Below are 26,926 nucleotides of genomic sequence, written 5' to 3'. Positions count from 1 at the left end.
CTCACCGGGCCGCCCCGGCGATCGCCTTCCCTATCATCTGACCACGGTGCCGGTGCGGGCCGACGCGCCGGGGTCGCAGCGCCCGCCTGGCGTGTCGCGGCCGGTGGCCGGGGCGGGGTGCAGGCGCGGTGAACCAGTGGCGGGAAATCGGCAGGTGGATACCGGCGTTCGTGCCAGACTGTAGGAGACTTACCGGTAACTTCTCGAAACGGGCACAGGGACGGCAGATGGTGGTGCGACGATCGGTGCGGAATGTGCCGATGTGGGGGCTGTGCGCGGCGGGCCTGGTGGCGGTGACCGGGTGTTCGACCGGCCCGGACGAGGCGGCGGTGGCCGCGGCCCGGTCCTCGGCGTACGCGGCGCTGTCGTCCTCGGCGCAGGCGGCCCCGGTGTCCGGCGCCGCCGGGGTGGCGCAGCCGCCGATTCCGACCGCCGCGCAGCTGGACGCGCAGATCAAACAAGCGCTGGATCCGTCGCTGCCCGACAGCGACCGGACCGCGCTGATCGAGGACGGTGACGCGTTCACCGGGGCGATCCCGGACATGTACCAGGCGATGCGGGACAATCCGCACGCGATCTACGGGGTCACCGATCCGGTGTTCGACAATCACGACGGCACGCTGACGGCGACGCTGCGGCTGGACAAGGACGGCACCGGCAGCAATATCCGCACCACGATCGTGCATTTCGTCGCCGCGGGCGGGCGGTGGAGGTTGTCGCGCACGGATCTGTGCGGGATTCTGCGCACCGCCGACTACAAGACCCCGGCCTGCGGCTAGCGGCATGATCGATCGGCAGTTGTCGCGGTGGGGCCGGTTCGTCCACCGCCATCGGTACCTGGTGTGTGGGGTGTTCCTGCTCGCGGTGGCGGTATCGGGTCTGTACGGCCGTGATCTGGGGTCGCGGCTGACCCAGGGCGGCTGGTTCGACGACGACAGTCAGTCGGTGGCGGCGTCGAAGCTGGCCGACGACACCTTCGGGCGCGACACCGACGCGGACGTGATCGTGGTCTACACCGCCGCGGCCGGCGGCACCGTCGACGATCCGCCGGTGCGGGACGCGGTGACCGCGTCGCTGGCCGGGTTACGGGCCCGCTACCCGGATCGGATCCAGAAGATCGACTCGTATTTCGACGGTTCGATGATGGGCCGGTTCGCCGACGCCACCCGTACCCACGCGTTCGCGAGTATCGGGTTGCGCGGCGCGGACACCGCGTCGGTGAACAACTATCTGGCCATCGAGACCGCGTTGCGCAGCGGGTGCGCGCCGACCCCGGCGCCCGGTTGCGGTCCCGGTGGGGTGACGGTGCAGCTGGCGGGCCTGCAACCGGTGGTGGAGGGCATCAACACCGGGATGCAGCGGGATATCCATCGCGCCGAGGTGATCGCGTTGCCGCTGGTGGCGATTCTGTTGTATTTCGTGTTCGGCGGGCTGGTGGCCGCGGCGTTGCCGGTGGTCGTGGGCGGGATGACGATTCTGGGCAGTCAGGGCATCATGCGGGCGCTGACCACGGTCATCGATGTCAACGTGTTCGCGTCGGCGGTGGTGACGCTGGTGAGCCTGGGGCTGGCGATCGACTACGGACTGTTCGCGGTGACCCGGTTCCGGGAGGAGCTGGCCGCGGGGCGCAGCGTGGAGGAGGCGACCGCGGCGACGGTGGCCACGGCGGGGCGGACGGTGCTGTTCTCGGCGGCGATCATCGCGGTGAGCCTGGGGGCGTTGTTCATCTACCCGAACGGGGTGCTGCGGTCGGTGCCGTGCGGCGGGATCAGTTCGGTGCTGCTGGCGGCGGTGCTGTCGGTGACGGCGTTGCCGGCGATGCTGAGCATCGCCGGGCACCGGATCGACCTGCTGAACTGGCGGACGCTGCGGGCGCGCCGCCGGGAACCGGTGGCCGCGCACTCCCATTCGGTGCCACCGGCTGCGGTGCGATCGGCTGCGGTGCGATCGGATGCGGACAGCCGGGAGCAGCGGTTCTTCGCGGGGCTGGCGGAGTTCGCGATGCGGCGGCCGGCGCTGGTGATCGCGCCGGTGGTGCTGGGGCTGCTGCTGTTGCTGATCCCGTTCCGGCACATCGAATTCGGTGGCCTGTCCGAACGGTATCTGGCCGCCGGCAATCCGGCCCGGGTGGCGCAGGAGCAGTTCGACGCGCTGTTCCCCGGTTTCCGCACCGAACCGCTGAAACTGGTGGTGGTGGGCGCGAATTCGCAGCAACTGTCCGATATCCGGTTCCAGGCCGATTTCACCCCCGGTCTCACCGGCCGGTTCGAAGCGGCGGCGGCCACCAAGGACGGGGTGAACGTGCTGTCGGCGGGGCTGGTCGACGACCGGGCCGCCGACACCGCGATCGCGACGCTGCGCGCGATCCCGTCCCCGCCGGGGGTGTCGATCATGGTGGCCGGGGTGCCGGCGCTGGAACGCGACAGTATCCATCGGCTGATCGCGGGCCTGCCGGAGCTGGGCGCGATCCTGGTGGCCGCGGCGATCGCGCTGATGTACGCGGCGTTCCGGTCGCTGGTGCTGGCGATCAAGGCGGTGCTGCTGAGCGCGTTGTCGCTGGCGGCGACGCTGGGCGTCCTGACCTGGATCTTCGTGGAGGGGCACGGGGCGGGCCTGCTGAACTTCACGCCGGGGCCGCTGATGTTCGCGGTGCTGGTGCTGATCGTGACGGTGTTGTTCGGGTTGTCGACCGATTACGAGGTGTTCCTGCAATCGCGGATGGCCGAGGCGCGGGCGGCCGGCGCCGAGCCGGCGGCGGCGATCCGGTTCGGGGTCGCGCACACCGGTCGGGTGATCACCTCGGCGGCGGCGATCCTGATCGTGGTGACCGGCGCGTTCGGGTTCTCGGATCTGGTGCTGATGAAGTACATCGCCTACGGCATGATCGCGGCGCTGGTGCTGGACGCCACGGTGATCCGGTTGTTGCTGACCCCGGCGATCCTGAAACTGGTGTGGCGGTGACCGGTCAGGGCCGCGGGTGGTGCGGGTCGATCCACGGCACCGGTTGCGGGTCGGCCTCCACCTCGGGGATGTCGAGGTTGACCACGATCGGTTCCTGATCGCTGCGCACGACCACGCAGCGCAGGGTGTGGTCGTCCTCGGCGTTGATCTCCTGGTGCGGTACGAACGGCGGCACGTAGATGAAGTCGCCGGGCCCGGCCTCGGCGACGTATTCCAGCCGTTCGCCCCACCGCATCCGGGCCCGGCCCGCGACGACGAAGATCACGCTCTCGAGGCTGCCGTGGTGGTGGGCACCGGTTCTGGCACCGGGATCGATGGCGACGGTGCCCGCCCAGATCTGCCGCGCCCCGACCATGGCCGCGCTGATCGCAGCCTCCCGGTGCATGCCGGGTGTCTGTGCCGTATTGGGGTCGAGCCGGTCACCGGGCACCACCTGCACCCCGTGCCGCCGCCAGTCCGCACCGGAATCTGCCACGCCTCGAGACCCTACGCGCCGGGCCGGACACCCGCCTCCGCGCACACCCGGCATCGGCGCACCCACCGGCGGGAACCAGGAATCCCTGGTGCCGTGGTGGTTTCAGTGCCGGACGGGGAGGACGAGCTGGGTGCCGGTGACGGGGTGGTCGAGGACTTCGACGGGGTGGCGGTAGACGTCGGTGAGCAGGCCGGTGGTGAGGACCGCCCGGGGTGGCCCGGCGGCGAGGAGGCGGCCCTCGGCGAGGACGGCGACGCGGTCGGCGTAGGCGGCGGCGACGCCGAGGTCGTGCAGGACCACCACGACCGCGGCGCCGGCGTGGGCGCGGCGGCGGGCCAGGTGCAGGACCTGCTCCTGGTGGCCGAGATCCAGTGCGGCGGTGGGTTCGTCGAGCATCATCGTGGCGGTGTCCTGGGCCAGGACACGGGCCAGTGCGACGCGGGCGCGTTCACCGCCGGACAGGGCGGGGAACGGGCGGTCGGCCAGGTGGGTGACGTCGGTGGCGGCCATGGCGGCGGTGATCGCGGTGTCGTCGGCGTCCTGGCGGGGGGTGCGGGCCCAGGGCGCGCGGCCCATGGTGACGACTTCGCGGGCGGTGAACGGGAAGCCGACGCTGTGGCTCTGCGGCAGGACCGCGCGCCGGCGGGCCATGTCGGTGTGGGTCCAGTGGGTCAGCCGGTGGCCGTCGAGTTCGACGGTGCCCGAGGCCGGGTGCAGTTCCCCGGCCAGGGCCGCGAGCAGGGTGGATTTCCCGGCGCCGTTGGGGCCGACCAGGGCGAGGATCTGCCCGGCGACCACGTCGAGGTCGACGCCGTCGAGGACCGGGCGGCCGCCGCGGCTGATCGTGACACCGCGGGCGCGCAGCGTGACCGCTCCGGGTGCCGGTGCCGGCGGGATGTCGTGTGTCCGGCGCACGAGGCGCTGCCACACCCGCGTGACCCGCCCGCCGCCGGGCCGCGTGCCGATGCCGTGGCGGCTCATGTGCTGCTGACGGCCGGAGGCGGCCGGCGTCGTCGGTGCGGCGGCCGCGCCCGGCGGTGGGGTGGGGTCGGTCATGCCCAGCCTCCGGAGCGGGCGCGGGTGCGGCGCAGCAGCCAGAAGAAGAACGGGCCGCCGACCAGGGAGGTGAGCATGCCCAGGGGGAGGTCGGCGTTGGCGACGAGGGTGCGGGCGCCGACGTCGGCGGCGAGCAGCACGATCGCGCCGGCCAGCGCCGACAGCGGGATCAGGACCCGATGCGCGGGTCCGAGGAGCATCCGGACCAGGTGCGGGACGATCAGGCCGACGAACAGGATCACGCCGGTGAACGCGACGCCGGCGGTCGCCAGGATCGCGACCACGACGATCACGTTGCGCCGCAGCCGTTCCACGTCGACGCCGAGGTGGCCGGCGGCGGATTCGCCGAGGGCCAGCAGGTCCAGCCGGGGTGCGAGCAGGATCGCGGCGGCCAGTCCGGCGGCGGTCAGGGGTGCGACGACGGCCACCGATTGCCAGGTGGCGCCGTTGAGGCTGCCCAGTTGCCAGAACACGATCTGGTCGCGGGCGGCCGGGGAGGCGGTGAACATGAGAAACGCCATCAGCCCCCCGGCGAACGCGTTGACGGCGACACCGGTCAGCACCAGTGTCACCGTTTCGGTGCGGCCCCCGGAGCGCGACAGCAGATACACCAGCAGCGTGGTGCCCAGCCCGGCGACGAACGCACCCGCGGCGACCGACCAGGCGGCGGCGAACGCGCCGCCGGTGACGATGACGACGCTCGCGCCGACCGCCGCTCCCGACGACACCCCGATCACGCCGGGCTCGGCGAGCGGGTTGGCGAACACGCCCTGCAACAAGGCACCCGCTGTCGCCAGCGCGGCCCCGACCAGCATGGCCAGCACCACGCGCGGGAACCGCACCTGCCACAGCGTGACCTCCCCGGCGGGGTGGTGCGGCATCGGCCCCCAGTCCAGCCCGATTCTGTGCGCGACACTGCCCGCGACCTCGAGTGGCGTGGTGGGCACCTGCCCGACCGCCGCGGAGAACAGTGCCAGTGCCACCAGCGCGACGACGGCCACCGCGAACGCGATCGCCACCTTCGACCATCGCCTGCTCCTGCCGGGGGTCGCAGCGACACCGCCCGGCGGGTCGCTATCGGCTGCGCCACTCGCTGCACGCTGTGCCTGGTCGTCCGCCGGGCCGGTTCGCGGCGACCCGGGTGCGATGCCATCCGGCGGTGCCGGCACGCTCCGGCCGCCGGTCGGCGTCCTGGCATCCGGGTCGGCGGCGGCCACCGCGCCGGGTGGTGTGTCGGTTACTGCGGCGGGTTCGGTGGCGCGGGCGGATCCGTGCACGAGATGCACGACAGCATCCGCTGCATCCGCGATGTCGCCGATGCCGGAGCCGCCGGCCGATGTGCCGGTGATTCCGGTCACGGCCACATTCTCAGCGGTGTGGCCGGGGCCGCTCGGTCTTGCGGTCCCGGCGGCGTTCGGCCGGCCGGGATGGGATATCGAGCCGGCCGAAGGGCCGGCGTCCGGTGCGCCGCCGCGGGCCGATGCCGCCGGGCCGGGCCGTTCGGGGGCGGTGGAGGTCGAGCCGTTACCGGTGCGGGCCGGGTGGGGGCCGGTGGGGGCCGGGCCGGGGGTGGTCATGCGGGGGTGGTGCCGTAGAGGGCTTCGGCGAGGGCGGTGACGACGCGGCCGGTGTTGGGGCCGAAGCTGAGGATGACCGAGTCGGACATGTCGACGACGCGTTTGCCGCGGCCGGCGGGGGTCTGGGCGATGCCGGGGACTTTCAGCAGGCCGTCGATGCCGCCGACGGACGCCAGGCCGTCGGACATGACCAGCAGGATGTCGGGGGCGGCGGCGATCATCGCTTCGCTGGTGAGGGGGGTGAACGGTTCCTTCAGGCCCGAGGCGGTGCCGGCGTCGGTGCCGCCGAGGGCGGTGATCAGGGCGTCGGCGCCGGAATTGGGGCCGGCGAGCATGGTGATGGCGGTGCTGCGCAGGTAGACGAAGGCGATCTTGGGGGGCGGGTTCTGTTTCGGGACCGCGGCGGTGGCGGCGGCGATCTCGTCGTGGGTGCGCGCGGCGAGGGTGTGGCCGGCGGCGGGGACGCCGAGGGCGGCGGCGACGGCTTCGATCTGCGGGGCGACGGTGTCCATCGCGCGGTTCGGGTCGAAGTAGACGACGGTGATGCCCAGGGCGCGCAGCTGGTCGCGGATGGCGGGGGTGGCGCTGGTGGTGTCGGTGAGGAACACCGTCGGGCGTTGCGCGGCGACGGCCTCGACGTTGATGCTGCCGCTGCCGCCGGCGACGTCGGGGACGTCGTGCACCGCGGGGAACGCCGCGGAGGTGGAGCGGCCGACCAGGTGGGAGCCCAGGCCCAGTGCGTACACCGTCTGGGTGAGGGTGCCGTAGCGGTCGACGGCGATGATGCGGGAGGAGTCGGTGACGGTGACGGTGGCGCCGTCGAAGGAGTGCACTGTGGCCGGCAGGACGGGGACCGGGGCGGGGGTGATCGGGGTGGGGTCGAGGTCGGTGAGGGTGGCCGTGGCCGGTCCGTGCGCGGCGGCGGGGCCGGTGGCGCCGGTGGTCGGCCCGCAGGCGGTGGCGGCGGCGAGCAGGGCGGCGCCGAGGACTGCGAGCAGCAACCGCGGCGGGCGGGGACGGGTCGGACACCTCATGTAGGGAAGCCTAAGTCGTGGCCTGCGGCGGGTTCAGACCCGGGTGACGGTGAGGCGGCTGACGTCGTCGAGGGCGGCGGCGATCGCGCGGGGCAGTTCCAGGGTTTCCGCGGCGAGGATGCCGGTGAGCTGGGCGATGTCGCGGGCGCCGACGATCATGGAGGCCACCGCGGGCCGGTCGCGGATCCAGGCCAGCGCGACGGCCAGCGGGGAGGTGGCCAGGCCGTCGGCGGCGGTGACCAGCGCGTCGACGACGCGGGTGGCGTTCTCGTCGAGGCGGTCGGTGATCTCGGCGGCGGTGGCCTCGTCGGCGCCGCGGGAGTCGGCGGGGACACCGTCGCGGTATTTGCCGGTGAGGATGCCCCCGGCCAGCGGGCTGGCGGCGATCAGGCCGACGCCGTGGTGGCTGGCGGCGGGCACGATGTCGCGTTCGGCGGCGCGTGACAGCAGCGAGTAGGGGGTCTGGGCGGCGGTGATCGGGGCGACGGCGGCGAGGGTGGCCAGTTGCCAGGCGGTGAAGCCGCGGACCCCGGCGTAGCGGACGCGCCCGGAGCGGACGGCGAATTCGACGGTCGCGGCGATCTCCTCGAGGGGGGTGTAGGGGTCCCAGGCGGCGACGCTCCAGATGTCGAGGTAGTCGGTGCCCAGGGCGGTGAGGGTGTGGTCGAGTTGCCGCATGAGGGTGCGGCGGGAGGCGTCGACGGTCCACGGGGTCCAGGCGGCGTCGTGGACGGGCACGCCGTCGGGGTCGGTGGCGGTGGGGACGGGGACCAGGCCCGCGCTGCCGCTGAGGACCAGTTCGTCGCGGGCGACGACCTCCCCCATCAGGTTGCCGAGGATGTGCTGGGCGGCGCCGCCGTGGTAGGCCGGTGAGGTGTCGACGAGGGTGCCGCCGGCGTCGACGAAGGCCACCAGCTGGACTGCGGCGGCGTCGGCGGCGGTCTCCTTGCCCCACGTGTGCGTGGCCAGACCGATCCGGGACACGCGCAGCCCGCTGCGTCCCACCGCCCGCTGCTCCATCACAACGCTCGCACTTCCGTCACGTACCGAAGCGTAAAGCGTGGGCGGCGTGAGACCGCTCGGCGACACCGCGGCCGGGCGTGTGGCGATACCGCGATTCAGCGTTCAGCGATATCGCGGTCCCGGCACATCCCGGGCACACTCGCGGCGTGGCGGCGGTGACCCGCTGCGGCACAACCGTTCCCGCCGCCGTGGCGTCAGTGCCGTTGGCCTGGTACGGGATTGCCGTTCACCGGGGCGTCGGGCGACGACGGTGGTGAACTTCCCGTGATCGCCTAGGCTGGGCGGCATGACAGTGATCCTGCTGCGGCACGGGGTGTCGACGTCCAACGTCGCCGGCACGCTGGCCGGCCGCAGCCCCGGCGTCGACCTGACCGATCGCGGCCGGGAGCAGGCGCAGGCGGTGGCCGATCGGCTGGCGGCGCTGCCGATCGAGCATGTGGTGCATTCGCCGCTGCAACGGTGTGCGCAGACGGTGGCGCCGCTGGCGGGCAAACTCGGCCTGGAGCCGGAGCCCGACGAGGCGTTGCTGGAGGTCGACTACGGGCAGTGGACCGGGCGCCCGATCCGGGAGCTGGTCGGTGAGCCGTTGTGGCGGGTGGTGCAGCAGCACGCCTCGGGGGCGGTGTTCCCCGAGGGGGAGGGCCTGGCGCAGGTGCAGTTCCGGGCGGTGGCGGCGGTGCGGGCCCACGATCGGCGGTTCGCCGCGGCCGCGGGGCGGGATGTGCTGTGGGTGGCGTGCACCCACGGTGACGTGATCAAGTCGATCCTGGCGGACGCGTTCGGTATCCACCTGGACGGTTTCCAGCGCCTGGCGGTGGAGCCGGCGTCGCTGAGTGTGGTCCGTTACGCCCCGACCGCCCCGTCCGTGTGGCGGGTAAACGACACCGGCACCGATCTGTCGGCCTTGATGGCTAAACCGGAGCAACATTCGGGTCAGGCGGCTGCACCGATCCCCGGTGGCGAAGTGACCCCCGGTGACGACGCGACCGGATCCGGTCCTGATACGGATAATGGGGATGCGGATCGCCCCGATTCTCCTCGCCCCGATTCACCGTCGTGAGGACGTGTCGACCAATGGATGCAGTGCAGTCGGTTTCAGGAGGTGCAGATGGCCCGAGCAATCCATGTGTTTCGCACCCCCGATCGTTTCGTCGCCGGAACCGTCGGTGAGCCTGGCGATCGTTCGTTCTATCTACAGGCCGTGCAGGAGCCGCGGGTGGTGAGCGTGCTGCTGGAGAAGCAACAGGTGAAGGTGCTCGCGGACCGGATGGGCCTGCTGCTGGACGAGGTCGCGCGCCGGTTCGGCGCGGAGGTGCCGCCGCAGGCCGACGATGTCAGCGACACCGCGCCGTTGCAGACGCCGATCGACGCGGAGTTCCGGGTCGGCACGATGGGCCTGGGCTGGGACGCCGACGCGGGAGCGGTGGTGGTGGAGTTGCTGGCGATCACCGAGACCGAGGTGGACGAGTCGGTGGTGCTCGACGACACCGAGGAGGGCCCGGACGCGGTGCGGGTGTTCCTGACGCCGATCCAGGCGCGGGAGTTCGCGTTGCGGTCGACGCGGGTGATCGCGGCGGGCCGCCCGCCGTGCCCGTTGTGCGGGGAGCCGCTGTCGACGAAGGGCCACATGTGTGTGCGCACCAACGGGTACAAGCGCGGCGACATCTTCGGCGCCACCGATCTCGAGGACTGACCGGCGATCATGAACGCAGTCACGGTCCTGGGCGGTGACGGTGCCGCGGACCCCTTCTACACCGGAGATCTGTCGGTGCTGGGGCAGGTGTCCACGGCCAGCAATCTGACCCTGGTGTGCGAGATCACCGCCGACGGGACCGTTCGTGACGCCGGGCGGCGGGCGCGGGCGGATCGGGCGCGGGCGGGCCGGGTGTACCGGGCCGCGGCGGGTGAGTCGATGGTGCGGGTGGTGTACAAGCCGGTGCGGGGGGAGCGGCCGTTGTGGGATTTCCCCGACGGCACCCTCGCCGGCCGGGAGGTGGCGTCGTATCTGGTGTCGCAGGCGCTGGGGTGGCCGGTGATCCCGGAGACGATCCTGCGCGACGGCCCGTACGGGGTCGGCATGGTGCAGCGGTGGATCCAGTCCCCGGAGGTCGCCGGGGATCCGGACGACGCGCAGGTCACGCAGCCGCGGCCGGATCTGGTGGATCTGGTGCCGGCGGGTGCGGTGCCCGAGGGGTTCCTGGAGGTGCTGCGCGCCGTCGACGGCACCGGTGCCGAGGTGTCGCTGGTGCATGCCGACGATCCGCGGCTGTATCGGATGGCGGTGCTGGATGTGCTGATCAACAATGCCGACCGCAAGGGCGGGCATGCGCTGGCCGGTGTCGACGGCGGCGTGTACGGCGTCGATCACGGGATCTGCCTGCACGCGGAGCCGAAGTTGCGGACGGTGTTGTGGGGCTGGGCGGGGTCGCCGGTGGACGCGGACCTGCTCGACGACATTGCCGGGTTGTTGCCGAAACTGTCCGGTGGGGTGGGTGACGCGCTGGCCGAGCACATCACCGACGAGGAGATCCAGGCGCTGGCCGCGCGGACCCGGCGGCTGCTGGCCGATCCGGTGATGCCGTTGCCACGGTCGTCACGGCCGATCCCCTGGCCCGCGTTCTGAGTCGCGCGCGGCCGGGTCTCCGAGTCGCCCGCGGCTGAGTCCTGGCCGCCTGTGGCCGGGCCGGCGAACCGGTGGCGATCGCACCGACCGGATTGCAACGGTTGACTTTTCCAGCCGGCGGCGTCGGCGCAGGTGGGATGTGGTGGTTGCGCCGGGGCGGGGCACGGTTGTGGCGGGGGTGGCGGTGACCGGCGGCGATCACACCTTTACCCTCGATTCATGCAGTCCTGGTCCGAAATCGCTGTCCCGACCGTCCCCGGATCAGGACCGCCGTTGCGGTTGTTCGACACCGCCGACCGGCAGGTGCGCCCGGTGACCCCGGGGGCGACCGCCGGCATGTACGTGTGCGGCATCACTCCCTACGACGCCACCCATCTCGGGCACGCCGCCACCTATCTGGCATTCGATCTGGTCAACCGGGTGTTGCGCGACGGCGGGCATCGGGTGCACTACGTGCAGAACGTCACCGATGTCGACGATCCGTTGTTCGAGCGCGCCGCCCGCGACGGGGTGGACTGGCGGGATCTGGGCGCCGGGGAGGTGGAGCTGTTCCGGGAGGACATGTCGGCGTTGCGGGTGCTGCCGCCGGCGGATTACATCGGCGCGGTGGAGTCCGTCGGTGAGGTGGTGGAGCTGGTCGACAAGCTGCTGGCGTCGGGGGCGGCGTATGTGGTCGACGACGCGCAGTTCCCGGATGTGTATTTCCGTCACGACGCGACCGAGCAGTTCGGGTACGAGTCGGGCTACGACCGGGCGACGATGGACCGGTTGTTCGCCGAGCGGGGCGGTGATCCGCAGCGGCCGGGCAAACGTGATCCGCTGGATGCCTTGTTGTGGCGGGCCGCGCGTGCGGGTGAGCCGTCGTGGCCGGCGCCGTTCGGGGCGGGGCGGCCGGGCTGGCACATCGAGTGTGCGGCGATCGCGCTGAACCGGATCGGGCCGGGGTTCGACATCCAGGGCGGCGGGTCGGATCTGATCTTCCCGCATCACGAGTTCTCCGCCGCGCATGCCGAGGCGCTGGTGGCGCATCGGCGGTTCGCGCGGCATTACGTGCATGCCGGGCTGATCGGTTTGGCGGGGGAGAAGATGTCGAAGTCGCGCGGCAATCTGGTGTTCGTGTCGCGGTTGCGCCGCGGCGGCACCGATCCCGCGGCGATCCGGCTGGGTTTGTTCGCCGGGCACTACCGGCAGGACCGGGAGTGGACCGACGCGACGCTGACCGAGGCGCTGACGCGGCTGGCGCGGTGGCGGCAGGCGGCGGCGCTGCCGTCGGCGCCGGCCGGTGAGCAGACGGTGGCGCGGTTGCGGCAGCATCTGGCCGACGATCTGGACACCCCGAAAGCGCTTGCGGCCGTGGATGCCTGGGTGCATCAGGCGCTGACCTACGGTGGCCCGGACGCGTCCGCGCCGGGGCTGGTCGCGGACGCGGTGGACGCGCTGCTGGGTATCGGCTTGTAGGTCAGGCCGCCGCGGCGGCGGCGCGGGCGTAGTCGTCGTGGATCATGGGCCAGCCGCCGGGGGAGGCGACGGAGTCGCGCATGGTTTCCCAGCCGTCGCCGTGCTGGTCCAGTCCGGAGTGCACGAGGGTGACGGTGGTGTGGGTGTCGTCGACGGGTGTGAAGGTGACGTCGACGCGGCTGGTCAGTGCGTGGTCGGGCTGGTGCTGCCAGTTCAGGGAGATGTCCCAGCTGAACGCGAAGTGCGCGGGCCGGTCCCAGGCCAGGACCCGGCCCCAGGGGCATGGGGTGCCGTCGTCCTCGCGGCCGTAGAGCCGGCCGCCGACACGGGGTTCGACGACGACTTCGGCCAGGGGGCCCGCGCCGAGGTGGTGGCTGCGCGGCCACCAGGTGTCCATGCCGGTGGTGAAGACGTCGAAGGCGGTGCCGGCGGGGGCGTCGACGGTGAGTTCGATCCGGACGACGGAGCCCTCCGGTGCGCCGGTCTCGGTGCTCGCGCGGGTGCCGTCGAGCCCGGCGGTGCCGTCGCTACCGGCGAGCCCGGCGGTGCCCGCGCCGGCGGTGTCGCCGGTGGGTTCTGTTGTGCCGGTGGGGTCTTCGGTGGTGCCGGTGTGTGAGGTCATGGTTGCTCCTGTTCGGGGGGTGGATCGGTGGCGGCCTGCCGGTTGACCTGGTCGCGGTAGGCCGTCATGGCCGTGGACCAGAAGTGGGTGAAGTACGCGCGGAGGGCGTCGATGCCGCGGGGGTCGAGGCGGTAGACACGGCGGGTGCCGTGCGCGGTGTGAGTCACCAGCCCGGCGTGTTCGAGCACTTTGAGGTGCTGGGACACCGCGGGCCTGCTGACCGGTAGTTCCGCGGCGAGTTCCCCGACCGCGCACGGTCCGCGGCCCAGGCGTTCGAAGATCGCGCGCCGGGTCGCGTCGCCGAGCGCGTCGAGCGCCTGCGCTTGGTAAGCCACCACGAACCGTAAGTGTAGACTTACGCAGCAGGGTAGGCGTGCGGAAACCGAATTCCCTGGACACCGAATTCCGGACACCGAATCCCGTATCGATGTCCCGGCGGCGCGCCGGTGGTGCCCGCGCGCGGGCCGATCACCGGCAGCCGGGTACGACGACGGGTGCGAGCGGGGAGCACGGCCGCCCGGCGGACCCGGGCGGCCGGGGGTCAGCTGTCGACGTGGATGTGCGGCCGGTCGGCGAGGGCGGGGACGGCGCGGCGGAGGATCTCGCGGGTCACCGGCGCGACCTCGCCTTCGCCGACGAACAGGAATTTCAGCAGATTCGCCAGCGGATTGCCTTCGGTCCATTCGAAGTACACGTGCGGGATCAGGCCGGTGCGGTCGCGGATGGCGAGCAGGATCGCGGCGATCGAGTTGGGGATGGCGGCGGCCTCGACCGACAGGATCTTGTAGCAGTCCAGTTCGACGGCGGTCACGTGCAGGTCGGTGGAGAATTCGGAGGCGTCCTTGACCACCACTTCCAGGAACAGGATCGGTTCCTTGGCGGGGATGTGGGATTCCAGCCGCTGCGCGGCCTCCTTGTCGGCGTACTCCTCCGGGCGCCGCAGTTCCTCGAGGTCGTGGGTGACGATGCGGATGGTGCCGTGCGCGGCGATCTTGTCGATCAGGAAGGCGGCCTTGTCGTCGAAGGTGACCTCGATCGCGCGCAGTTCGAACGCCCGCCGCGCCCGCGACACCAGCGACACCACGATGATCGCCAGGATGAAGAGCGACGCCAGCTGCACGCCCTCGGGCCGTTCGAAGATGTTGAGGATGGTGGTGTACACGAACACCGCCGACACCAGCCCGAAGCCGATCACCTTGGCGCGCTGCCGTTTCCGCGCCGCCGACAGGGTGACCGCGACCGCGGCGGAGGTGATCAGCACCAGCACGCCGGTGGCGTAGGCGCCGCCCTGGGCGTCGACGTCGGCCTTGAAGTACCAGGTGATGCCGAAGGAGATGACCGCGAACACCAGCACCAGCGGCCGGGTGGTGCGCGCCCATTCCGGCGCCATCCCGTAGCGGGGCAGATACCGCGGCACCAGGTTCAGCAGCCCGGCCATCGCCGAGGCCCCGGCGAACCACAGGATCGCGATGGTCGACACGTCGTACACGGTGCCGAAACCGTCGCCGAGGTAGCGGTGGGCGAGGTAGGCCAGGGCGCGCCCGTTGGCCTGCCCGCCGGTGTCGAATTCCTTCTCCGGGATCAGCACGACGGTGATGAAGCTGGTGATCAGCAGGAATACGCTCATGATGACCGCGGCGGTGGTGAGCAGCATGCGGGTGCCGGCGATGCGGGTGACCGGGTCGGCCTCGGATTCGCCGGGGGCGCTGCGGATCTGCGGCATCACCGCCACCCCGGTCTCGAATCCGGACAGGCCCAGCGCCAGTTTCGGGAACACCAGCAGCGACACCCCGATCATCGCGAACACGCTGCCGTGCTGGGCGGTCATGGCGTGGGTCCAGTCCACCACCAGGTGCCCGGCGGTGAACACCTGCCACAGCCCGACGATCGCGACCACGACGTTCAACGCCAGGTACAGGCCGACCAGCACGACCGCGACACCGATGGCCTCGGCGAAGCCCTTGAGGAAGATCGCCGCCAGCAACGCCAGCAGCACCAGGGTGATCAGGATCGCGTGGTCGGTCAGAACGTGGGGCACGTACGGGTTCTCGACGATGTGCGCGGCGCCGTCGGCGGCGGACAGGGTCATGGTGATGACGAAGTCGGTGGCGGCGAAGCCGAGCAGCACCAGGATGAACAGTTTCCCGGTCCAGTGGCCGAGGATGTCGGTGAACATGGCCAGCGACCCGCCGCCGTGCGGGCTCTCCCCGGCGACGCGCCGGTACACCGGCAGCGCGCCGAGCAGGGTCAATGCCACCAGCACCAGCGTCGCCAGCGGCGACAGCACCCCGGCGGCCAGCGCGGCGATACCGGGCTGGTAGCCGAGGGTGGAGAAGTAGTCGACACCGGTCAGGCACATCACCTGCCACCAGGACCGCTGGTGCGGGGAGTGACCGGTTTTCACCATCGGCCCCGGATGCGGTGAGTAGCGATCGTCCTCGGCGCCCTGCAACAGCCATTCGGAGAAACGGGAGCGGCGACGCCTGTCGGCGGTCGTGGTCACGTGCTCAATCCCCCTCGGGGCCCAGTGGTTCCGGCACGGCCGGCAGTCGGTGGTACCGGGCCAATGTAGCGCCCGGGACCGCACCCGATTTCACGGGACGTTGACGCCCAACCCCCTGATCCTGACGGTTTCCGCACGTCCACGGGCGCGGCGGCCCCAGTTTCCTGACGGTTTCTTTACACCCCGGTAGCAACCCCCGATTCCGGTGAACACGGCATTCCTGCACAATCAGCGCGTGCGGTTGGCGGTGGTCGAGGATGACGACGGGGTGGGCGATGCTCTGGTGGAGGCGCTGTCGGTGCGTGGTCACCATGCCGATCGGATGCGCCGCGGCGCGGATCTCTTGACCTCCCATCGCGGGTACGACGCGGTGATCCTGGATCTGGGGCTGCCCGACGCCGACGGTCAGCAGGTGCTGCGGCGGCTGCGGGAGGTCAGCGACATTCCGGTGATCGTGCTGACCGCCCGCAGCGACGAGCGATCCATCGTGCGCGGATTGCGCGGCGGCGCCGACGACTATCTGATCAAGCCGCCGCGCATCGCCGAACTGCTGGCCCGGCTGGACACGGTGACCCGCCGCGCGGCCGCCGCCGCCGATCCGCCGCCGCAACTGGTGTGCACCGGGGATGTGCGGGTGGATCTGGCGGCCCGGCGGGTGGAGGTGGCCGGGACCGCGATCGCGCTGACCGCCAAGGAGTTCGACATCGTCGCCGCGCTGGTGGAGCGGCCGGGGGCGGCGGTGTCGCGGCAGCAGTTGATGGACCGGATCTGGGGTGACGCGTTCGTGGCGGTGTCGCGCAGCCTGGATGTGCACATGACCGGGCTGCGGCACAAACTGGACCGGCCGGGGCTGATCACCACCATCCGCGGCTACGGCTACCGGTGGGGTCAGTGACCGGATGCGGCGACGCCTGCTGGCGGCTCTGTCCGTCTTCGCCACCATCGCGGTACTGGCCTTCGCGGTGCCGTTGTGCCTGATCGCGGCGACCAGCCGCACCCAGCAGCTGGTCCTGGGCCGCTCCGGTGACGCGGACTGGTTCGCCACCCTCGCCGGGGCGGCGACCACCACCGGCGACAATCGCGCGCTGGCGATGGAGATCGACCGCTACCACCAGCTCTACGGGGAGGATGTGCTGGTCGTCGACGCCCGCGGCGCCCCGATCGCCGATGCCGGGGTCGATCCCGACGCCGACGCGGTGCAGGCGGTGCTGGCGGCGGTGCGCCGCAACCAGCCGCCGGCGCCGGTGGCGCAGTTGATGCCGTGGAGTCCGGCGACAGTGGTGATCGCGCGCCCGATGGGCAGCGGGGTGCAGGTCGACGGGGCGGTGGTGATCGAGGCGTCCACCGCCGACGCCCGCGGTGACATCGTCCGCACCTGGGGGATCGTGACGGCGGGGGCGCTGGCGGCGATGGTGTTGTTCACGACGCTGGCGCTGGGCCTGTCGCGGTGGGTGCTGCGGCCGCTGGCCGAGTTGTCGACCGCGGTGGCGGCGCTGACGGCGACGCTGCCCAGTCCGCGGGGCAGTGCCCGCACCGCGATCACCCGCCGCCACGGCGGCCCGGCGGAGATCCGGGCGGTGGCGGTGGCGTTCGACGCGATGGCCGTCGCGGTCGCCGACGCCACCGCCGCACAACGCCAGCTGGTCGCCGACACCGCACATGCGATGCGTAATCCACTGGCCGCGTTGATCATTCGCCTGGATTCGCTGGAACCGGCGGTGCCGGCGGGGTCGGCGGCGACCTTCCGGGGCGCCACCGCCGAAGCCGAACGGCTCACCGGCCTGCTCGACGGGCTGCTCACTCTCGCCGTCGCCGAGGGCGACACCGATTTCGATCCCGCCGCACCGGTGACCGCCAGCGCCTGCGACGCGGCCGCGGTGGCCGCGGACCGTATCGACGCCTGGCACACCGCCTTCGAGCACGCCGGTCTCACCCTCACCGCCGAGATCGGGGCCACGCCGATGGAGACCGCGGTCCCCGCCGACATCCTCGCCCAGATCCTCGATGTCGCCCTCAGCAACGCCTGCCGGTACGCCGGTGCGGGCGCGGCGGCCGTGCTGCGGGTGCGCCGCGACGGTGACCGGGTGGCGCTGGCGGTCACCGACACCGGCGCCGGGGTGCCCGCCGGGGAACTGCACCGGCTGACCACCCGCTTCTATCGGGGTTCCGCGGCCGGCACCGGCGGATCCGGGCTGGGCCTGCCGATCGCGGCGGCCCTGGTCAACGCCCGCCGCGGGACACTGCGGGTGGAACATGTCGTACCACACGGTTTGTCGATGGTCGTCGAATTCCCCGCCGCGCCCGGACCCGCGCTGTGATCGGCCGCCGGGTCTTCCTCGGGCTGGCCGCCGCGGCCGCCGCCAGCGCCGCCGGATGCGGCGGGACCGGTCCGCCGGTGGTGCGGGTGGCCGCCGGGGAGGTCGGGGGCTTCTATCACGCGTTCAGCCTGCTACTGGCCGCCGCGGCCGCCGAGGCGGGCACCCTGCACGTGCAGCCGGTCACCACGACCGGATCGATGGCCAACCTGGATCTGCTGGCCCGCGGTGAGGTGGAGGCCGCGCTGACCCTCACCGACGCCGTCGCCGACGACCCCGCGCGACTGCTGGCGATCGGCCGGGTCTACGAGAACTATCTGCAACTGGCGGTGGGCTCGAGGTCGGGCCTGCACACCGTGGAAGACCTGCGCGGCACGCGGATCAGTCTCGGCGCGCCCGGGTCCGGGGCCGCGTTCACCGGCGAACGGATCCTGCGCCTGGCCGGACTGGAACCGGGCACCGACCTGACCGTCACCCACCTGCCGTTGCAGGACGCGGTCACCGCGATCGCCACCGGCGCCGCCGACGCGCTGCTGTGGGCCGGCGGCGTCCCCACCACGGTCCTGGACGTGCCCCGCACGCTGCGGCTACTGGATCTCGGTGAATTCGCCGGCGCCCTGCATGACCGCTACGGCTACTTCTACGACCTGGTGGTGATCCCCGGCGACACCTATCCCGGCGCCCCCTCGGTCCGCACGATCGGCGTCGCGAACCTGCTGGTCACCACCGCGGCCCTGCCCTGGGCGACCGCCGCGGCGCTGACCGAGCTACTGCTGACCCACGCCGCCCACCTGGTCCCCGCCGAGGCCACCGGCACCCAGTTCCTCGACATCCGCACCCTGATCGGCACCGGCGACCTGGCCCTGCACCCCGGCTCCGCCGACGTCTACCGCCGCCACCACGGCTGACCCCCGATCACCACCGCGGCGCCTCCCGCGCCGGGAACCCCGGTTGCGGCGGCACGGGCAGCAGCGAGGTCACCGCGGGCAACGGCACCATCGGCTGCTCCCCGGGCGCCGGTCGCGCCGCATGCGGCACCCGCACGACCAGCAGCGCCGTCGTCACGACCAGGGCGCGCGGTTCCGGCATGCGGGGGTCAGTGGGTGGCGGGCTGAGCGGGGGTGGGGTGCAGCAGGCGGCGGCGGGCGGGGTTGCCGAAGCTCCAGGTGAAGGTGCCGGGGTCGCGGGCTTCGTCGGCCAGTTCGCGGACCACGCCGCGGCAGGCGCGTTCCTTGATGCCCGCGGCGAGGCGGCCGCCGAGGGAGAACCGGGTGGCGGTGTCGGCGCGGGTGGCCAGCTGGACGGTGGCCGCGTGGCGGCCCAGGCCGATGCATTGACCGAAGTAGCCGATGTCGAGGGTGGGGGCGGGGGTGCCGGCGAGATGAGCCAGCACGGTGTCGGCGGCGTGGGCGCCCAGGGGGCGGGCGGTCTGGCAGCTCATCCGCAGCGGCTGCCCGGAGGGGGCCGCGGCGTCACCGGCGGCGACGATGTGCGGGTCGTCGACGCTGGTGAGGGTTTCGTCGGTGCACAACCGGCCCGCGGCGTCGGTGGTCAGGCCACTGCGGGCGGCCAGGTCGGGGACACCGAAGCCGGCGGTCCACACGGTGAGGGTGTTGCGGAGGGTGTGGCCGCCGGACAGGTGCACGGTGTCGCCGGTCACCGCGGTCACGACGGCGTCGGGGCCGTCGAGGACGATGACGCCGAGGGCGGTCAGGCGGGCGGTGATCGAGCGGCGCACACGCGGGTGCAGGGCGGGGCCGAGGACCCGGCCGCAGACCAGGGTGACCCGGTGGCCGCGTTCGGCGAGTTCGGCGGCGATCTCGATCCCGGTGGCGCCGGCGCCGACCACGACGACCGGAGCGCCGGGACCGGCCGCGTCCAGGGCCGCGTGCAGGCGCTGGGCCTGTTCGTAGGTGGCCAGCGGGTGGGTGTGGTCGGCGGCGCCGGGCACGGTGACGGTGGCGCTGGTACTGCCGACGGCGTAGACGAGGTGGTCGTAGCCGACGGTGGCGCCGGCGCCGAGGGTGACGTGGCGGGCGGCGGCGTCGATGCCGGTGGCGGTACCGACGACCAGCCGGACCCGGTCGGCGAGGATGTCGTGGTAACCGGTGACCGCGTCGTGGGTGCCGCCGGCGAGCTGGTGCAACCGGACCCGTTGCACGAACATCGGGCGGGGGTTGATCAGGGTCACCGTCACGTCGGCGCGGGCGGTGAGGCGGTTGGCGGCCAGTACTCCGGCGTATCCGCCGCCGAGGACTGCCACGTCGATGGTTGTGCTCATGATCGTCTCCTTCGCTGGGGTGTCGGGCATGGGACACCGGCCGGCGCCGGGATGTGACAGGGGTGTGGCGTGGATCACCACCAGGGGCCGGTGTTGCATTCCGTGCGGACCGCCCGATGTTCCCGGTGCCGGGTCCGCACCGAAACGGAAGTCGTGGCAGCGGTTTTCACCGGGTTGCGCAGTGCGGGGCGACTCGTGTGGGATCACTGGCAGGCGGTGACGCCGATCGTGTGACATCGGAAGGACCAACACCTATGCGGCCGCTGGAATCCGACGATCCGGCCGTTATCGGCGCGTACCGGCTGCTGGGGGTGCTCGGGGTCGGCGGGATGGGCCGGGTGTATCTCGGGCGCACCGCCGGGGGCCGGACGGTGGCGGTGAAGGTGGTGCGGCCGGATCTGTCCGGCGACGGCGAGTTCCGCACGCGGTTCCGGCGGGAGGTGGCCGCGGCGCGGCGGGTGCAGGGCCGCTACACGGTCCCGGTGCTGGATGCCGACGTGGACGCGGCCCGCCCGTGGCTGGCGACGGGGTTCGTGGCGGGATTGTCGCTGCGGGAGGCGGTGGACAATTACGGGCCGCTGCCGGAATCGTCGCTGCTGCCGCTGGCGGCGGGGCTGGCGCGGGCGCTGGTCGACATCCATGCCACGGGGCTGGTGCATCGGGACCTGAAACCGTCGAACGTGCTGCTGGCCGTCGACGGTCCGAAGGTGATCGATTTCGGGATCGCCCGCGCCGCCGACGACAGTGCGCTGACCACCACGGGGAAGGTGATCGGTTCCCCGGGATACATGTCGCCGGAGCAGATCACCGGCACCACGCCGGTGGGGCCGGCGGCGGACGTGTTCGCCCTCGGGGGTGCGCTGGTGTACGCCGCGGGCGGGACCGGGCCCTTCGGGGACGGTGATTCGATCTCGATGCTGTGGCGGGTGGTGCAGGAGCAGCCGCAGCTGGATGCGTTGCCGGACAGTCTGCGGCCGCTGGTCCAGGCGTGCCTGGACAAGGATCCCGCCCGGCGCCCGGACGCGGCGGCGCTCGCGGCGCGGTTCACCGTGCCCGAGGGTGGGGGCAGTTCGGGCTGGCTGCCGTCACCGGTGCTGGAGGACATCAGCCGGCGGGTGGTGGCGCTGCTGGATCTGGAGGCGGTGCAACTGCCGGTGGACGCGACGGTGACCGGGCCGCAGCAGGCCGGATCCCGGTCCGGTTCCGTGCCGTCGGGCCCGCATTCGGGCATCGGGTATCCCGGGACCGCAGCGGGGTATCCCGGGGGCGGTTTCGCCGGGGGCGCGCAGTATCCGCCGATGCCGTATCCGGATCCGTCGCGGGTCGCGCAGACGATGCGTCACGACCGGCCGGTGACGCCGCCGCGGCGGCGGCTGCTGGTGCCGATCGCGGTCGCGGCGGGTCTGCTGGCGGTCGCGGTGGCCGCGGCTGCGGTGACGGTGGCGCTGCGCGGCGGCGGCACCCCCGCACCGGCGACGACCACCATCGCGGCCACGGCCACCGGGAGTACCGGCGCGGCACGGACCTCGAGCGCCGCCACGGGTTCGCAGGTGGCGCTGCCCGCGGCGTATGTGGGGACCTGGACCGGTAACGCCAGCGACGGACTGGCCACGTTCGCGATCCGCCTGGAACTGAAGCCCGGTCGCGTCGGGGACGAGCTGGGCAGCTCCACCAACACCGGCCAGGTCAGCAGGTCCAGTTGCGCGCGGGCGGAAACACTGACCGCCGTCGCCGACACCGGCATCACCTTGCGTGCGCGGCTGACGGCGGGGGCCGGATGCGACGACGACGGCACACCGTCCACGGTCCGGGTCAACGCCGACGGCACCGCCTCCTACACGATGGACGGCATGCTCGGCGACATCACCGGCACCCTGCGCCGCGGCTGATTCCCGGTACCGAGCCCGGCCCCCGGATAGTCATGACCCTCCGTGCCGCTGCGCGGGCATCGAGGTGCCCGGCACCAGCGAACCCGGTGGCGGTCCACTGGCCACCGGTTGCGAGAACCTGTCTGACATGTTTGGCTGAACCTGTCAGCAGCTTCGTCTCTCGCCCGGGAGGACACCGTGGACCCCACCCTCGACATCGCCGAAATACCCTGCGCCACACTGACACCGGAAGCCTTCGCACCGTTCGGGGTGGTCGTCGCCACCACTCCCGACGGCACCCCGTTCACCCCCGCCGACGACGCACTCGACCTCACCGCCGGCACGCCACGGTTCTACATCATGCAACTGGCCGACCGGCCGGCCACCTTCACCGGCATCACCCGCCACCGCCGCAGCACCCAGACCCTGATGAGCGCCGACGCCCACGACTGGTACCTCGCCGTCGCACCCGCCGACCGCGACATCCCCGCCGTCACCGACATCCGGGCCTTCCGGATCCCCGCCGCGGTCGCGGTCACCCTCGCCAAGGGCACCTGGCACGCCGGACCGTTCTTCACCACCGCCACCATGGCCTTCGCCAACCTGGAACTGGCCGACACCAACATCACCGACCACGACACCTACCGCTTCGACCGCACCCACAGGCTCCGCTGTGTCCTCGACCTCCGCGACCTCCGCTGAACCCCGGCCACACCCCGACGCCGTCCGCCGACTGGCCGACCTGACCGCCACCGTCCACGCCCACACCCCGCCACCGCGCCCGTGGGCACACCACCGGCCCGGCACCGCCGGCCCGAACTGGCCCACCTCGCCGCCGACATCGCCCTGTGGCGGCACCGCTTCACCCCACCGGAACCGGTCACCCACCCCGACCTGCTCGACTACCCCTACCTCGACGACCACTTCGGACTGCGACCCCACCACGACGACCCCGGCCACCCCCTGCACCGCATCCACCTGTTCAACCACGGCGCCCGCCTGAGCCTGGGCATCCTCGGCCACCAGATCTCCGGCCTCGCCGGCGGCGTCGAACGACTCGTCGGCGGCCTGGTCGCCGCCCTGGTCGCCGCCCTGGTCGCCGACCGCTCCGCCGACCTGCTGCACCAGTTCCGCCACTACCGCGAACCCGCCGCCATCCACCTCGGCGCCATACCCGACCCCACCGCAGCGGAGACCCTGCCATGACCGACCCCGCACCCCGACCGGCCACCCGCGACGAAACCCTCGAAGCGATCTGGCTCCAGGCCGCCACCGCCGGCCGCCCGATGCCCGGCGAATCCACCCTCGCCGCCGACCTGTCGATGAGCCGCGCCGCCGTCCGCGAAGCCCTGGTCCGCCTCGAGGAACGCGGCTACCTGCGCCGCCGCAAAGGCGCCGGCACCGTCGTCAACCCCTCCCTGCTCGACATCCCCGCCCGCTTCGACCTCCAGGTCGACAAGTCCGACCTCATCGCCGCCACCGGCCGCACTCCCGCGGTGGAGATCCTCGGCAGCGAACTGTCACCGATCACCGTCGACGAAGCCGTCCAGTTCCGCATCGCCCCCGGCACCCCCGTTTTCCGCATCCGCAAACTCTGGCGCGCCGACGGCGACCCGGTGATGCTCGCCCGCGACGCCGTCCCCGTCCGCCGCCGCCCCCCGATCCCACCCGCGGCCGACCACACCATCTTCACCCTCGCCACCGAACTCGCCGACGAACACCCCGAATGGGAAATCGCCTGGCCCGCCGCCGAAGCCCTCGACGAACCCGACGCCCGCCTACTCGGCCGCCACCCCGGCGACCCGATGCTGTCGGTGGAACTCACCGGCATCGGCCGCTCCGGCCAGGTCGCCTACTGGTCCTCCGAACTCCACATCCCCGGCGCCCTCCGCTACGCCCTGGTCCGCAGCATCCGCCACCCCTGACACCGGCGGCCCGATCAATCCCCGCACCCCGACCGGGAGCCCAACCCCATGACCCACTCGCCTGCGGTGACCATCAACGTCATGCCGCACGACGCCCGGCACGTCGTCGCCCGCGCCACCGACGCCGACCGGCGTGGCCTGGGCCGGCTCGTCCTTCCCGACGCCGGGGCCGCCACCCGTGACCCGTGGACCGTCCTGGGCGCCGCCGCGGTCGGCACCACCGCGATCCGGCTCGGCATGATCACCAATCCGCTGACCCGCCGTCCCGAGGTCACCGCCGGCGCGCTGGGCACCCTCGACGAACTCAGCGGCGGCCGCGGCTTCGCCGTGCTGTCCGTCGGCGGTGCGTTCCAACTGGCCGGGCTGGGCGTACCACACCCGGCACGCATCGCCGACCTCACCACCGCCCTGCGCACCGTCCGCGACCGTCACCGCAGCGCCGAACTCTGGGTCGCCACCAAAGGACCCGCCACCCTGCGCGCCGTCGCGGGGCTCGCCGACACCGTGCTGCTGTCCGGCGTGCCGTTCCCGCTGCTGCCCGATCTGGCCCGCCGCGTCCGCAGCACCACCGGCGCACGGGTCGCGCTGACCCTGCATCACTGGTTCGATCCCGAGTCCCGGCTGCATTCCGGTGAACGGCTGGTCTACGAGATCACCAACATGCGACCGGAATACGCCGACGCCGGCGGGGTCCACGATTCCCTGCGCACCGACGTCCTCAGCGCCCTCGCCCGTTCGGGCCCGGTGGAGGCGGGGCGGCTGATCCCCGACACCGTGCTGCGCCGCTTCTACCTCGACGCTCCCGCCACCGGCATCACCGACAGCGCCGTCACTCTCGCCACCGGCCTCGGCGTCGACGAGATCGTGCTGCCCGAATACACCTTCTACCCGAACGGCTGATCTCCGTGCCGCTGTCCGCCGCCTGGTTGCACGCCAACAGCATCGACGCGTGGTGGGCCCGCGCCCACGACCTCGCCCGCGCCGCCGCGCAACGCCACTTCGGCGCCGCCGTCACCACCACGACCACCGCCGACCTCGGCGAAGGCGAGGACTGGCTCGCTCGCGCCCGCACCCTCGCCGCCGACGGTACCGACGTGATCTTCGTCTGCGACACCGCCGTCGCACCCCTGACCCGGACCGTCGCGGCCGAATTCCCGGCCACCCGTTTCGTCCACTGCCAGGGCGAGTCCACCGGCCCCAACCTCACCGTCTACCGCGCCGCCCGCGATCAGCACGCCTACCTGTCGGGCATGCTCGCCGCGGCCGCCACCGCCACCGGCGTCCTCGGCGCCGTCGAGGGCATCCGCTCACCCCACGACCTGCTGTACACCAACGCCTGGGCTCTCGGCGCCCGCACCGTCCGCCCCGATGTCCGGATCCTGCTGCACTGGGCCGGTTCCTACCGCGACCCCCGCCAGGCCGACAAGGAACACGCCGCCGTCACCACCCTCATCGGGCACGGCGCCGACGTCATCGGCGGCAATCTCACCGAGAACCCGGCCACCGTCCATGCCGCCCTCGCCGCCGGGCCCGCGTCAGCGCCCACGACGATCGCCACGCCGCCCTCGACGGCGTCCTCGACGCGGCCTACCTCGATTGGACCCCGTTCTACCTCGACACCCTCACCCGCCTGCTCACCGGCCGCACGCTCCCGTCCCGCCGCTACCTGCGCACCAGCGACGGCGTCGTCCGCAACACCGCACCGGCCCCCTGGCTGCCGCCGGCCGTCCTCGCCGCCACCGACACCGTCCGTATCGCCTTCGCCGCCGGGCACAGCTCCGTGTGGACGGGCCCACTGCACGACAATCAGGGCCGCGAACGCATCCCGGCGGGTTCCGTCCTCGCCGGTGGCTATGCCGAACCGGCAGCAGGCCTCGCACCGCAGGAGACCTACCTGAACAGCCCGCGATTCGACTGGCTGGTCGACGGCATCACCGAAATCTGAACCCCTCCAACATCTCCCACCTTTTCCGTCACCGTGACGATTCGCCGCATCGAAAGGGAAGTGGCGCAGGGGAGAGACGACCGACGACTTACTATCCTGCACGAAAGCCAGCTCGGGCCAACGCATTCCGTTCGGAGCACAAGCGCCTACAAGTCCATTCGGAGTACATGCGAGACATGCGCACCCTGCCGCGCGCACACGCAGTCGCGGCCGATCCGCACGGCCGGGGAGACCGGGCCGGACCGGCGGCGCCGAACCACCATGCCGCACAACACAGTTCACCCCTTCCCCGCCACCCACCCCAACTACCGATAATTGACATTATGTCAACTCGCGCCGGTGGAGACCCTCCCCGCCACCGGACGACAACCGCCTCCTCGGCACCCACAACACCCGCCTCATCGGCCTGCAACTCGGCGCCGACGGCTCGGAGGTGTCCCGGGACCGCGTCTCGACTCAGCGGCCGCCGTCAGGACTGGCCGGGCGCCGGAACGACACGCTGCGGGTCACGCTCAGCGCCCGAACGCCTGCGCCTCCGCCCGCTCCAGCAAACCGGCCAACTCCGCACCGTCCTCGCCCAGCACCGCGAACGCCGGCGCGATCAACGCATCGGTCACCGCCTCCGCCGACTCCCACCGCGCCCGCGTCGCCGCGGTGATCTCCTCGAACGGCTCCGCCCAGCCGAACGCCCGCGCCTGAATCGGCCCCGGACTCAACGGCGAACCCGAGATCAACACCGCCTGCAACGGGGTCAGCCCGGCCGCGAGCACCGCCATCAGATGCAACCCGCCCCGCAACTCCCGCAGCACATGCGCATACTGCAACACCCGCGCCGGCGCATCCGCCGCCGCCGGCAACACCCGCCACCCCGCGAACAACGGCACCCCCGGCACCTCCGCCGCCGCGGCCACCGCCTGCAACAACTCCGCCAGCCGCTCGGACTCCGCGAACCCGGCCAGCTTGCGCCGCCCGAAATCCTGGCACACCCCCAGATACGCCTCCGCCGCCTCCGCCGACGGCACCGTCACCGAATCCCACGCCGCCCGCAACGTTTCCGGCTCCAGGAAACCGAACGCCGCGACCACCACGCCCGCATCCACATCACCGAGCACCCCACCGCGCCCCCGCGCGTACGGGCCGATGAACCCGGGCACCCCCGTCGACTCCCCGTACTTCCGCGCCTCACGGGAGAACATGAACGCGCCCCCGATACGCTGAATCGAGTCCTTCACCGCGGCCGCCACCGACACGACAGGCTCC

Annotated in this window: 26 protein-coding genes; 15 read left to right on the top strand and 11 right to left on the bottom strand. The window is 72.4% G+C overall.

Annotated features, from left to right (window positions below; translation table 11 throughout):
- The first annotated feature begins 227 nt into the window (after positions 1-227).
- A complete protein-coding gene (locus tag LBW94_RS11010) occupies positions 228-779 on the top strand; it encodes a hypothetical protein (protein WP_225053650.1) in 552 nt (183 codons plus the stop codon).
- 4 nt (positions 780-783) lie between these two features.
- Positions 784-2,961 carry an MMPL family transporter gene (locus tag LBW94_RS11005; RefSeq protein ID WP_225053648.1) on the top strand — a complete coding sequence of 726 codons (2,178 nt, stop codon included), beginning with the start codon at positions 784-786 and terminating at the stop codon, positions 2,959-2,961.
- A gap of 4 nt (positions 2,962-2,965) precedes the next feature.
- Here the strand turns inward: LBW94_RS11005 and LBW94_RS11000 are convergent, their stop codons facing one another.
- The 5 genes from LBW94_RS11000 to LBW94_RS10980 all read right to left on the bottom strand — a co-directional run bounded on the left by LBW94_RS11000 (position 2,966) and on the right by LBW94_RS10980 (position 8,123).
- The gene (locus tag LBW94_RS11000; protein ID WP_225053646.1) at positions 2,966-3,436 is read right to left on the bottom strand and encodes a cupin domain-containing protein; all 471 of its coding nucleotides are present in this window, start codon (positions 3,434-3,436) and stop codon (positions 2,966-2,968) included.
- A gap of 102 nt (positions 3,437-3,538) precedes the next feature.
- A complete protein-coding gene (locus LBW94_RS10995) occupies positions 3,539-4,417 on the bottom strand; it encodes a heme ABC transporter ATP-binding protein (protein ID WP_225053866.1) in 879 nt (292 codons plus the stop codon).
- A gap of 71 nt (positions 4,418-4,488) precedes the next feature.
- Positions 4,489-5,505 carry a FecCD family ABC transporter permease gene (locus tag LBW94_RS10990; RefSeq protein ID WP_225053864.1) on the bottom strand — a complete coding sequence of 339 codons (1,017 nt, stop codon included), beginning with the start codon at positions 5,503-5,505 and terminating at the stop codon, positions 4,489-4,491.
- A 560-nt stretch (positions 5,506-6,065) separates the two neighbouring features.
- On the bottom strand, positions 6,066-7,103 hold the full coding sequence (locus LBW94_RS10985) for a heme/hemin ABC transporter substrate-binding protein (protein WP_225053644.1): 1,038 nt from the start codon (positions 7,101-7,103) through the stop codon (positions 6,066-6,068).
- 33 nt (positions 7,104-7,136) lie between these two features.
- Entirely contained in the window at positions 7,137-8,123 is a 987-nt protein-coding gene (locus LBW94_RS10980; protein WP_225053863.1) for an aldo/keto reductase, read from the bottom strand.
- A gap of 289 nt (positions 8,124-8,412) precedes the next feature.
- Here LBW94_RS10980 and LBW94_RS10975 point away from each other — a divergent pair, with 289 nt between their 5' ends.
- The 4 genes from LBW94_RS10975 (at position 8,413) to mshC (ending at position 12,207) form a co-directional block, all read left to right on the top strand.
- Complete coding sequence (locus LBW94_RS10975; RefSeq protein ID WP_225053643.1) at positions 8,413-9,186, top strand: histidine phosphatase family protein; 774 nt, start codon at positions 8,413-8,415, stop codon at positions 9,184-9,186.
- A gap of 48 nt (positions 9,187-9,234) precedes the next feature.
- Positions 9,235-9,819 carry a DUF3090 domain-containing protein gene (locus tag LBW94_RS10970; RefSeq protein ID WP_225053641.1) on the top strand — a complete coding sequence of 195 codons (585 nt, stop codon included), beginning with the start codon at positions 9,235-9,237 and terminating at the stop codon, positions 9,817-9,819.
- Positions 9,820-9,828: 9 nt separating this feature from the next.
- A complete protein-coding gene (locus LBW94_RS10965) occupies positions 9,829-10,749 on the top strand; it encodes an SCO1664 family protein (protein ID WP_225053640.1) in 921 nt (306 codons plus the stop codon).
- Positions 10,750-10,968: 219 nt separating this feature from the next.
- Positions 10,969-12,207: a cysteine--1-D-myo-inosityl 2-amino-2-deoxy-alpha-D-glucopyranoside ligase gene (gene mshC, locus LBW94_RS10960; RefSeq protein WP_225053638.1), complete on the top strand. Its 1,239-nt coding sequence runs from the start codon at positions 10,969-10,971 to the stop codon at positions 12,205-12,207.
- Between the two features lies 1 nt (position 12,208).
- On the opposite strand, the gene LBW94_RS10955 is transcribed toward mshC, so the two are convergent.
- The 3 genes from LBW94_RS10955 to LBW94_RS10945 all read right to left on the bottom strand — a co-directional run bounded on the left by LBW94_RS10955 (position 12,209) and on the right by LBW94_RS10945 (position 15,332).
- A complete protein-coding gene (locus LBW94_RS10955) occupies positions 12,209-12,829 on the bottom strand; it encodes an SRPBCC family protein (RefSeq protein ID WP_225053637.1) in 621 nt (206 codons plus the stop codon).
- Positions 12,826-13,167, bottom strand: a complete 342-nt coding sequence (locus LBW94_RS10950; RefSeq protein ID WP_225053635.1) for an ArsR/SmtB family transcription factor — start codon at positions 13,165-13,167, stop codon at positions 12,826-12,828. The genes LBW94_RS10955 and LBW94_RS10950 overlap by 4 nt, the downstream gene beginning before the upstream one ends.
- Before the next feature lie 203 nt (positions 13,168-13,370).
- Positions 13,371-15,332: an amino acid transporter gene (locus LBW94_RS10945; protein WP_416276862.1), complete on the bottom strand. Its 1,962-nt coding sequence runs from the start codon at positions 15,330-15,332 to the stop codon at positions 13,371-13,373.
- A 235-nt stretch (positions 15,333-15,567) separates the two neighbouring features.
- On the opposite strand from LBW94_RS10945, the gene LBW94_RS10940 reads away from it, so the two are divergent.
- Genes LBW94_RS10940 through LBW94_RS10930 form a run of 3 tightly spaced genes read left to right on the top strand, consistent with a single transcriptional unit; the run spans position 15,568 to position 18,555 of the window.
- Complete coding sequence (locus tag LBW94_RS10940) at positions 15,568-16,227, top strand: response regulator transcription factor (RefSeq protein WP_225053634.1); 660 nt, start codon at positions 15,568-15,570, stop codon at positions 16,225-16,227.
- A gap of 4 nt (positions 16,228-16,231) precedes the next feature.
- The gene (locus LBW94_RS10935) at positions 16,232-17,650 is read left to right on the top strand and encodes a sensor histidine kinase (protein WP_225053632.1); all 1,419 of its coding nucleotides are present in this window, start codon (positions 16,232-16,234) and stop codon (positions 17,648-17,650) included.
- The gene (locus LBW94_RS10930) at positions 17,647-18,555 is read left to right on the top strand and encodes a TAXI family TRAP transporter solute-binding subunit (RefSeq protein WP_225053631.1); all 909 of its coding nucleotides are present in this window, start codon (positions 17,647-17,649) and stop codon (positions 18,553-18,555) included. The genes LBW94_RS10935 and LBW94_RS10930 overlap by 4 nt, the downstream gene beginning before the upstream one ends.
- Before the next feature lie 7 nt (positions 18,556-18,562).
- Here LBW94_RS10930 and LBW94_RS10925 read toward each other — a convergent pair whose 3' ends face one another.
- A complete protein-coding gene (locus LBW94_RS10925) occupies positions 18,563-18,736 on the bottom strand; it encodes a hypothetical protein (protein ID WP_225053629.1) in 174 nt (57 codons plus the stop codon).
- Positions 18,737-18,743: 7 nt separating this feature from the next.
- On the bottom strand, positions 18,744-19,928 hold the full coding sequence (locus LBW94_RS10920) for an NAD(P)/FAD-dependent oxidoreductase (RefSeq protein ID WP_225053627.1): 1,185 nt from the start codon (positions 19,926-19,928) through the stop codon (positions 18,744-18,746).
- A gap of 254 nt (positions 19,929-20,182) precedes the next feature.
- Between LBW94_RS10920 and LBW94_RS10915 the strand changes: the two genes are divergently transcribed.
- The 6 genes from LBW94_RS10915 (at position 20,183) to LBW94_RS10890 (ending at position 25,619) form a co-directional block, all read left to right on the top strand.
- Positions 20,183-21,817, top strand: a complete 1,635-nt coding sequence (locus tag LBW94_RS10915) for a serine/threonine-protein kinase (protein WP_266270549.1) — start codon at positions 20,183-20,185, stop codon at positions 21,815-21,817.
- 177 nt (positions 21,818-21,994) lie between these two features.
- On the top strand, positions 21,995-22,498 hold the full coding sequence (locus LBW94_RS10910) for an ureidoglycolate lyase (protein ID WP_225053626.1): 504 nt from the start codon (positions 21,995-21,997) through the stop codon (positions 22,496-22,498).
- Between the two features lie 81 nt (positions 22,499-22,579).
- Entirely contained in the window at positions 22,580-23,002 is a 423-nt protein-coding gene (locus LBW94_RS10905) for a hypothetical protein (protein ID WP_225053624.1), read from the top strand.
- Positions 22,999-23,721 (top strand): GntR family transcriptional regulator, encoded by a 723-nt coding sequence (locus tag LBW94_RS10900; RefSeq protein ID WP_225053622.1) that lies wholly within the window; start codon positions 22,999-23,001, stop codon positions 23,719-23,721. Before LBW94_RS10905 ends, LBW94_RS10900 begins: the two co-directional genes overlap by 4 nt.
- A 48-nt stretch (positions 23,722-23,769) precedes the next feature.
- Positions 23,770-24,621 (top strand): LLM class flavin-dependent oxidoreductase, encoded by an 852-nt coding sequence (locus LBW94_RS10895; RefSeq protein ID WP_225053621.1) that lies wholly within the window; start codon positions 23,770-23,772, stop codon positions 24,619-24,621.
- Positions 24,622-24,626: 5 nt separating this feature from the next.
- A complete protein-coding gene (locus LBW94_RS10890) occupies positions 24,627-25,619 on the top strand; it encodes a BMP family lipoprotein (RefSeq protein WP_225053619.1) in 993 nt (330 codons plus the stop codon).
- A gap of 559 nt (positions 25,620-26,178) precedes the next feature.
- On the opposite strand, the gene LBW94_RS10885 is transcribed toward LBW94_RS10890, so the two are convergent.
- Positions 26,179-26,916 carry an SCO6745 family protein gene (locus LBW94_RS10885; RefSeq protein ID WP_225053618.1) on the bottom strand — a complete coding sequence of 246 codons (738 nt, stop codon included), beginning with the start codon at positions 26,914-26,916 and terminating at the stop codon, positions 26,179-26,181.
- Between the last annotated feature and the right edge of the window lie 10 nt (positions 26,917-26,926).

The organism is Nocardia sp. alder85J, from assembly GCF_020176955.2.
GTDB lineage: Bacteria > Actinomycetota > Actinomycetes > Mycobacteriales > Mycobacteriaceae > Nocardia.
The sequence above is the reverse complement of the archived record's forward strand: the minus strand, read 5'-3'. Positions and strand labels throughout refer to the sequence as shown.

Excerpts from the sequence above, each read along its gene's own strand:
- LBW94_RS11010 (WP_225053650.1), top strand. The coding sequence starts at position 228 with ATGGTGGTGCGACGATCGGTGCGGAATGTGCCGATGTGGGGGCTGTGC.
- LBW94_RS11005 (WP_225053648.1), top strand. The coding sequence starts at position 784 with ATGATCGATCGGCAGTTGTCGCGGTGGGGCCGGTTCGTCCACCGCCAT.
- LBW94_RS10995 (WP_225053866.1), bottom strand. The coding sequence starts at position 4,417 with ATGAGCCGCCACGGCATCGGCACGCGGCCCGGCGGCGGGCGGGTCACG.
- LBW94_RS10985 (WP_225053644.1), bottom strand. The coding sequence starts at position 7,103 with ATGAGGTGTCCGACCCGTCCCCGCCCGCCGCGGTTGCTGCTCGCAGTC.
- LBW94_RS10980 (WP_225053863.1), bottom strand. The coding sequence starts at position 8,123 with ATGGAGCAGCGGGCGGTGGGACGCAGCGGGCTGCGCGTGTCCCGGATC.
- LBW94_RS10975 (WP_225053643.1), top strand. The coding sequence starts at position 8,413 with ATGACAGTGATCCTGCTGCGGCACGGGGTGTCGACGTCCAACGTCGCC.
- LBW94_RS10970 (WP_225053641.1), top strand. The coding sequence starts at position 9,235 with ATGGCCCGAGCAATCCATGTGTTTCGCACCCCCGATCGTTTCGTCGCC.
- LBW94_RS10965 (WP_225053640.1), top strand. The coding sequence starts at position 9,829 with ATGAACGCAGTCACGGTCCTGGGCGGTGACGGTGCCGCGGACCCCTTC.
- mshC (WP_225053638.1), top strand. The coding sequence starts at position 10,969 with ATGCAGTCCTGGTCCGAAATCGCTGTCCCGACCGTCCCCGGATCAGGA.
- LBW94_RS10955 (WP_225053637.1), bottom strand. The coding sequence starts at position 12,829 with ATGACCTCACACACCGGCACCACCGAAGACCCCACCGGCACAACAGAA.
- LBW94_RS10935 (WP_225053632.1), top strand. The coding sequence starts at position 16,232 with ATGCGGCGACGCCTGCTGGCGGCTCTGTCCGTCTTCGCCACCATCGCG.
- LBW94_RS10925 (WP_225053629.1), bottom strand. The coding sequence starts at position 18,736 with ATGCCGGAACCGCGCGCCCTGGTCGTGACGACGGCGCTGCTGGTCGTG.
- LBW94_RS10920 (WP_225053627.1), bottom strand. The coding sequence starts at position 19,928 with ATGAGCACAACCATCGACGTGGCAGTCCTCGGCGGCGGATACGCCGGA.
- LBW94_RS10915 (WP_266270549.1), top strand. The coding sequence starts at position 20,183 with ATGCGGCCGCTGGAATCCGACGATCCGGCCGTTATCGGCGCGTACCGG.
- LBW94_RS10900 (WP_225053622.1), top strand. The coding sequence starts at position 22,999 with ATGACCGACCCCGCACCCCGACCGGCCACCCGCGACGAAACCCTCGAA.
- LBW94_RS10895 (WP_225053621.1), top strand. The coding sequence starts at position 23,770 with ATGACCCACTCGCCTGCGGTGACCATCAACGTCATGCCGCACGACGCC.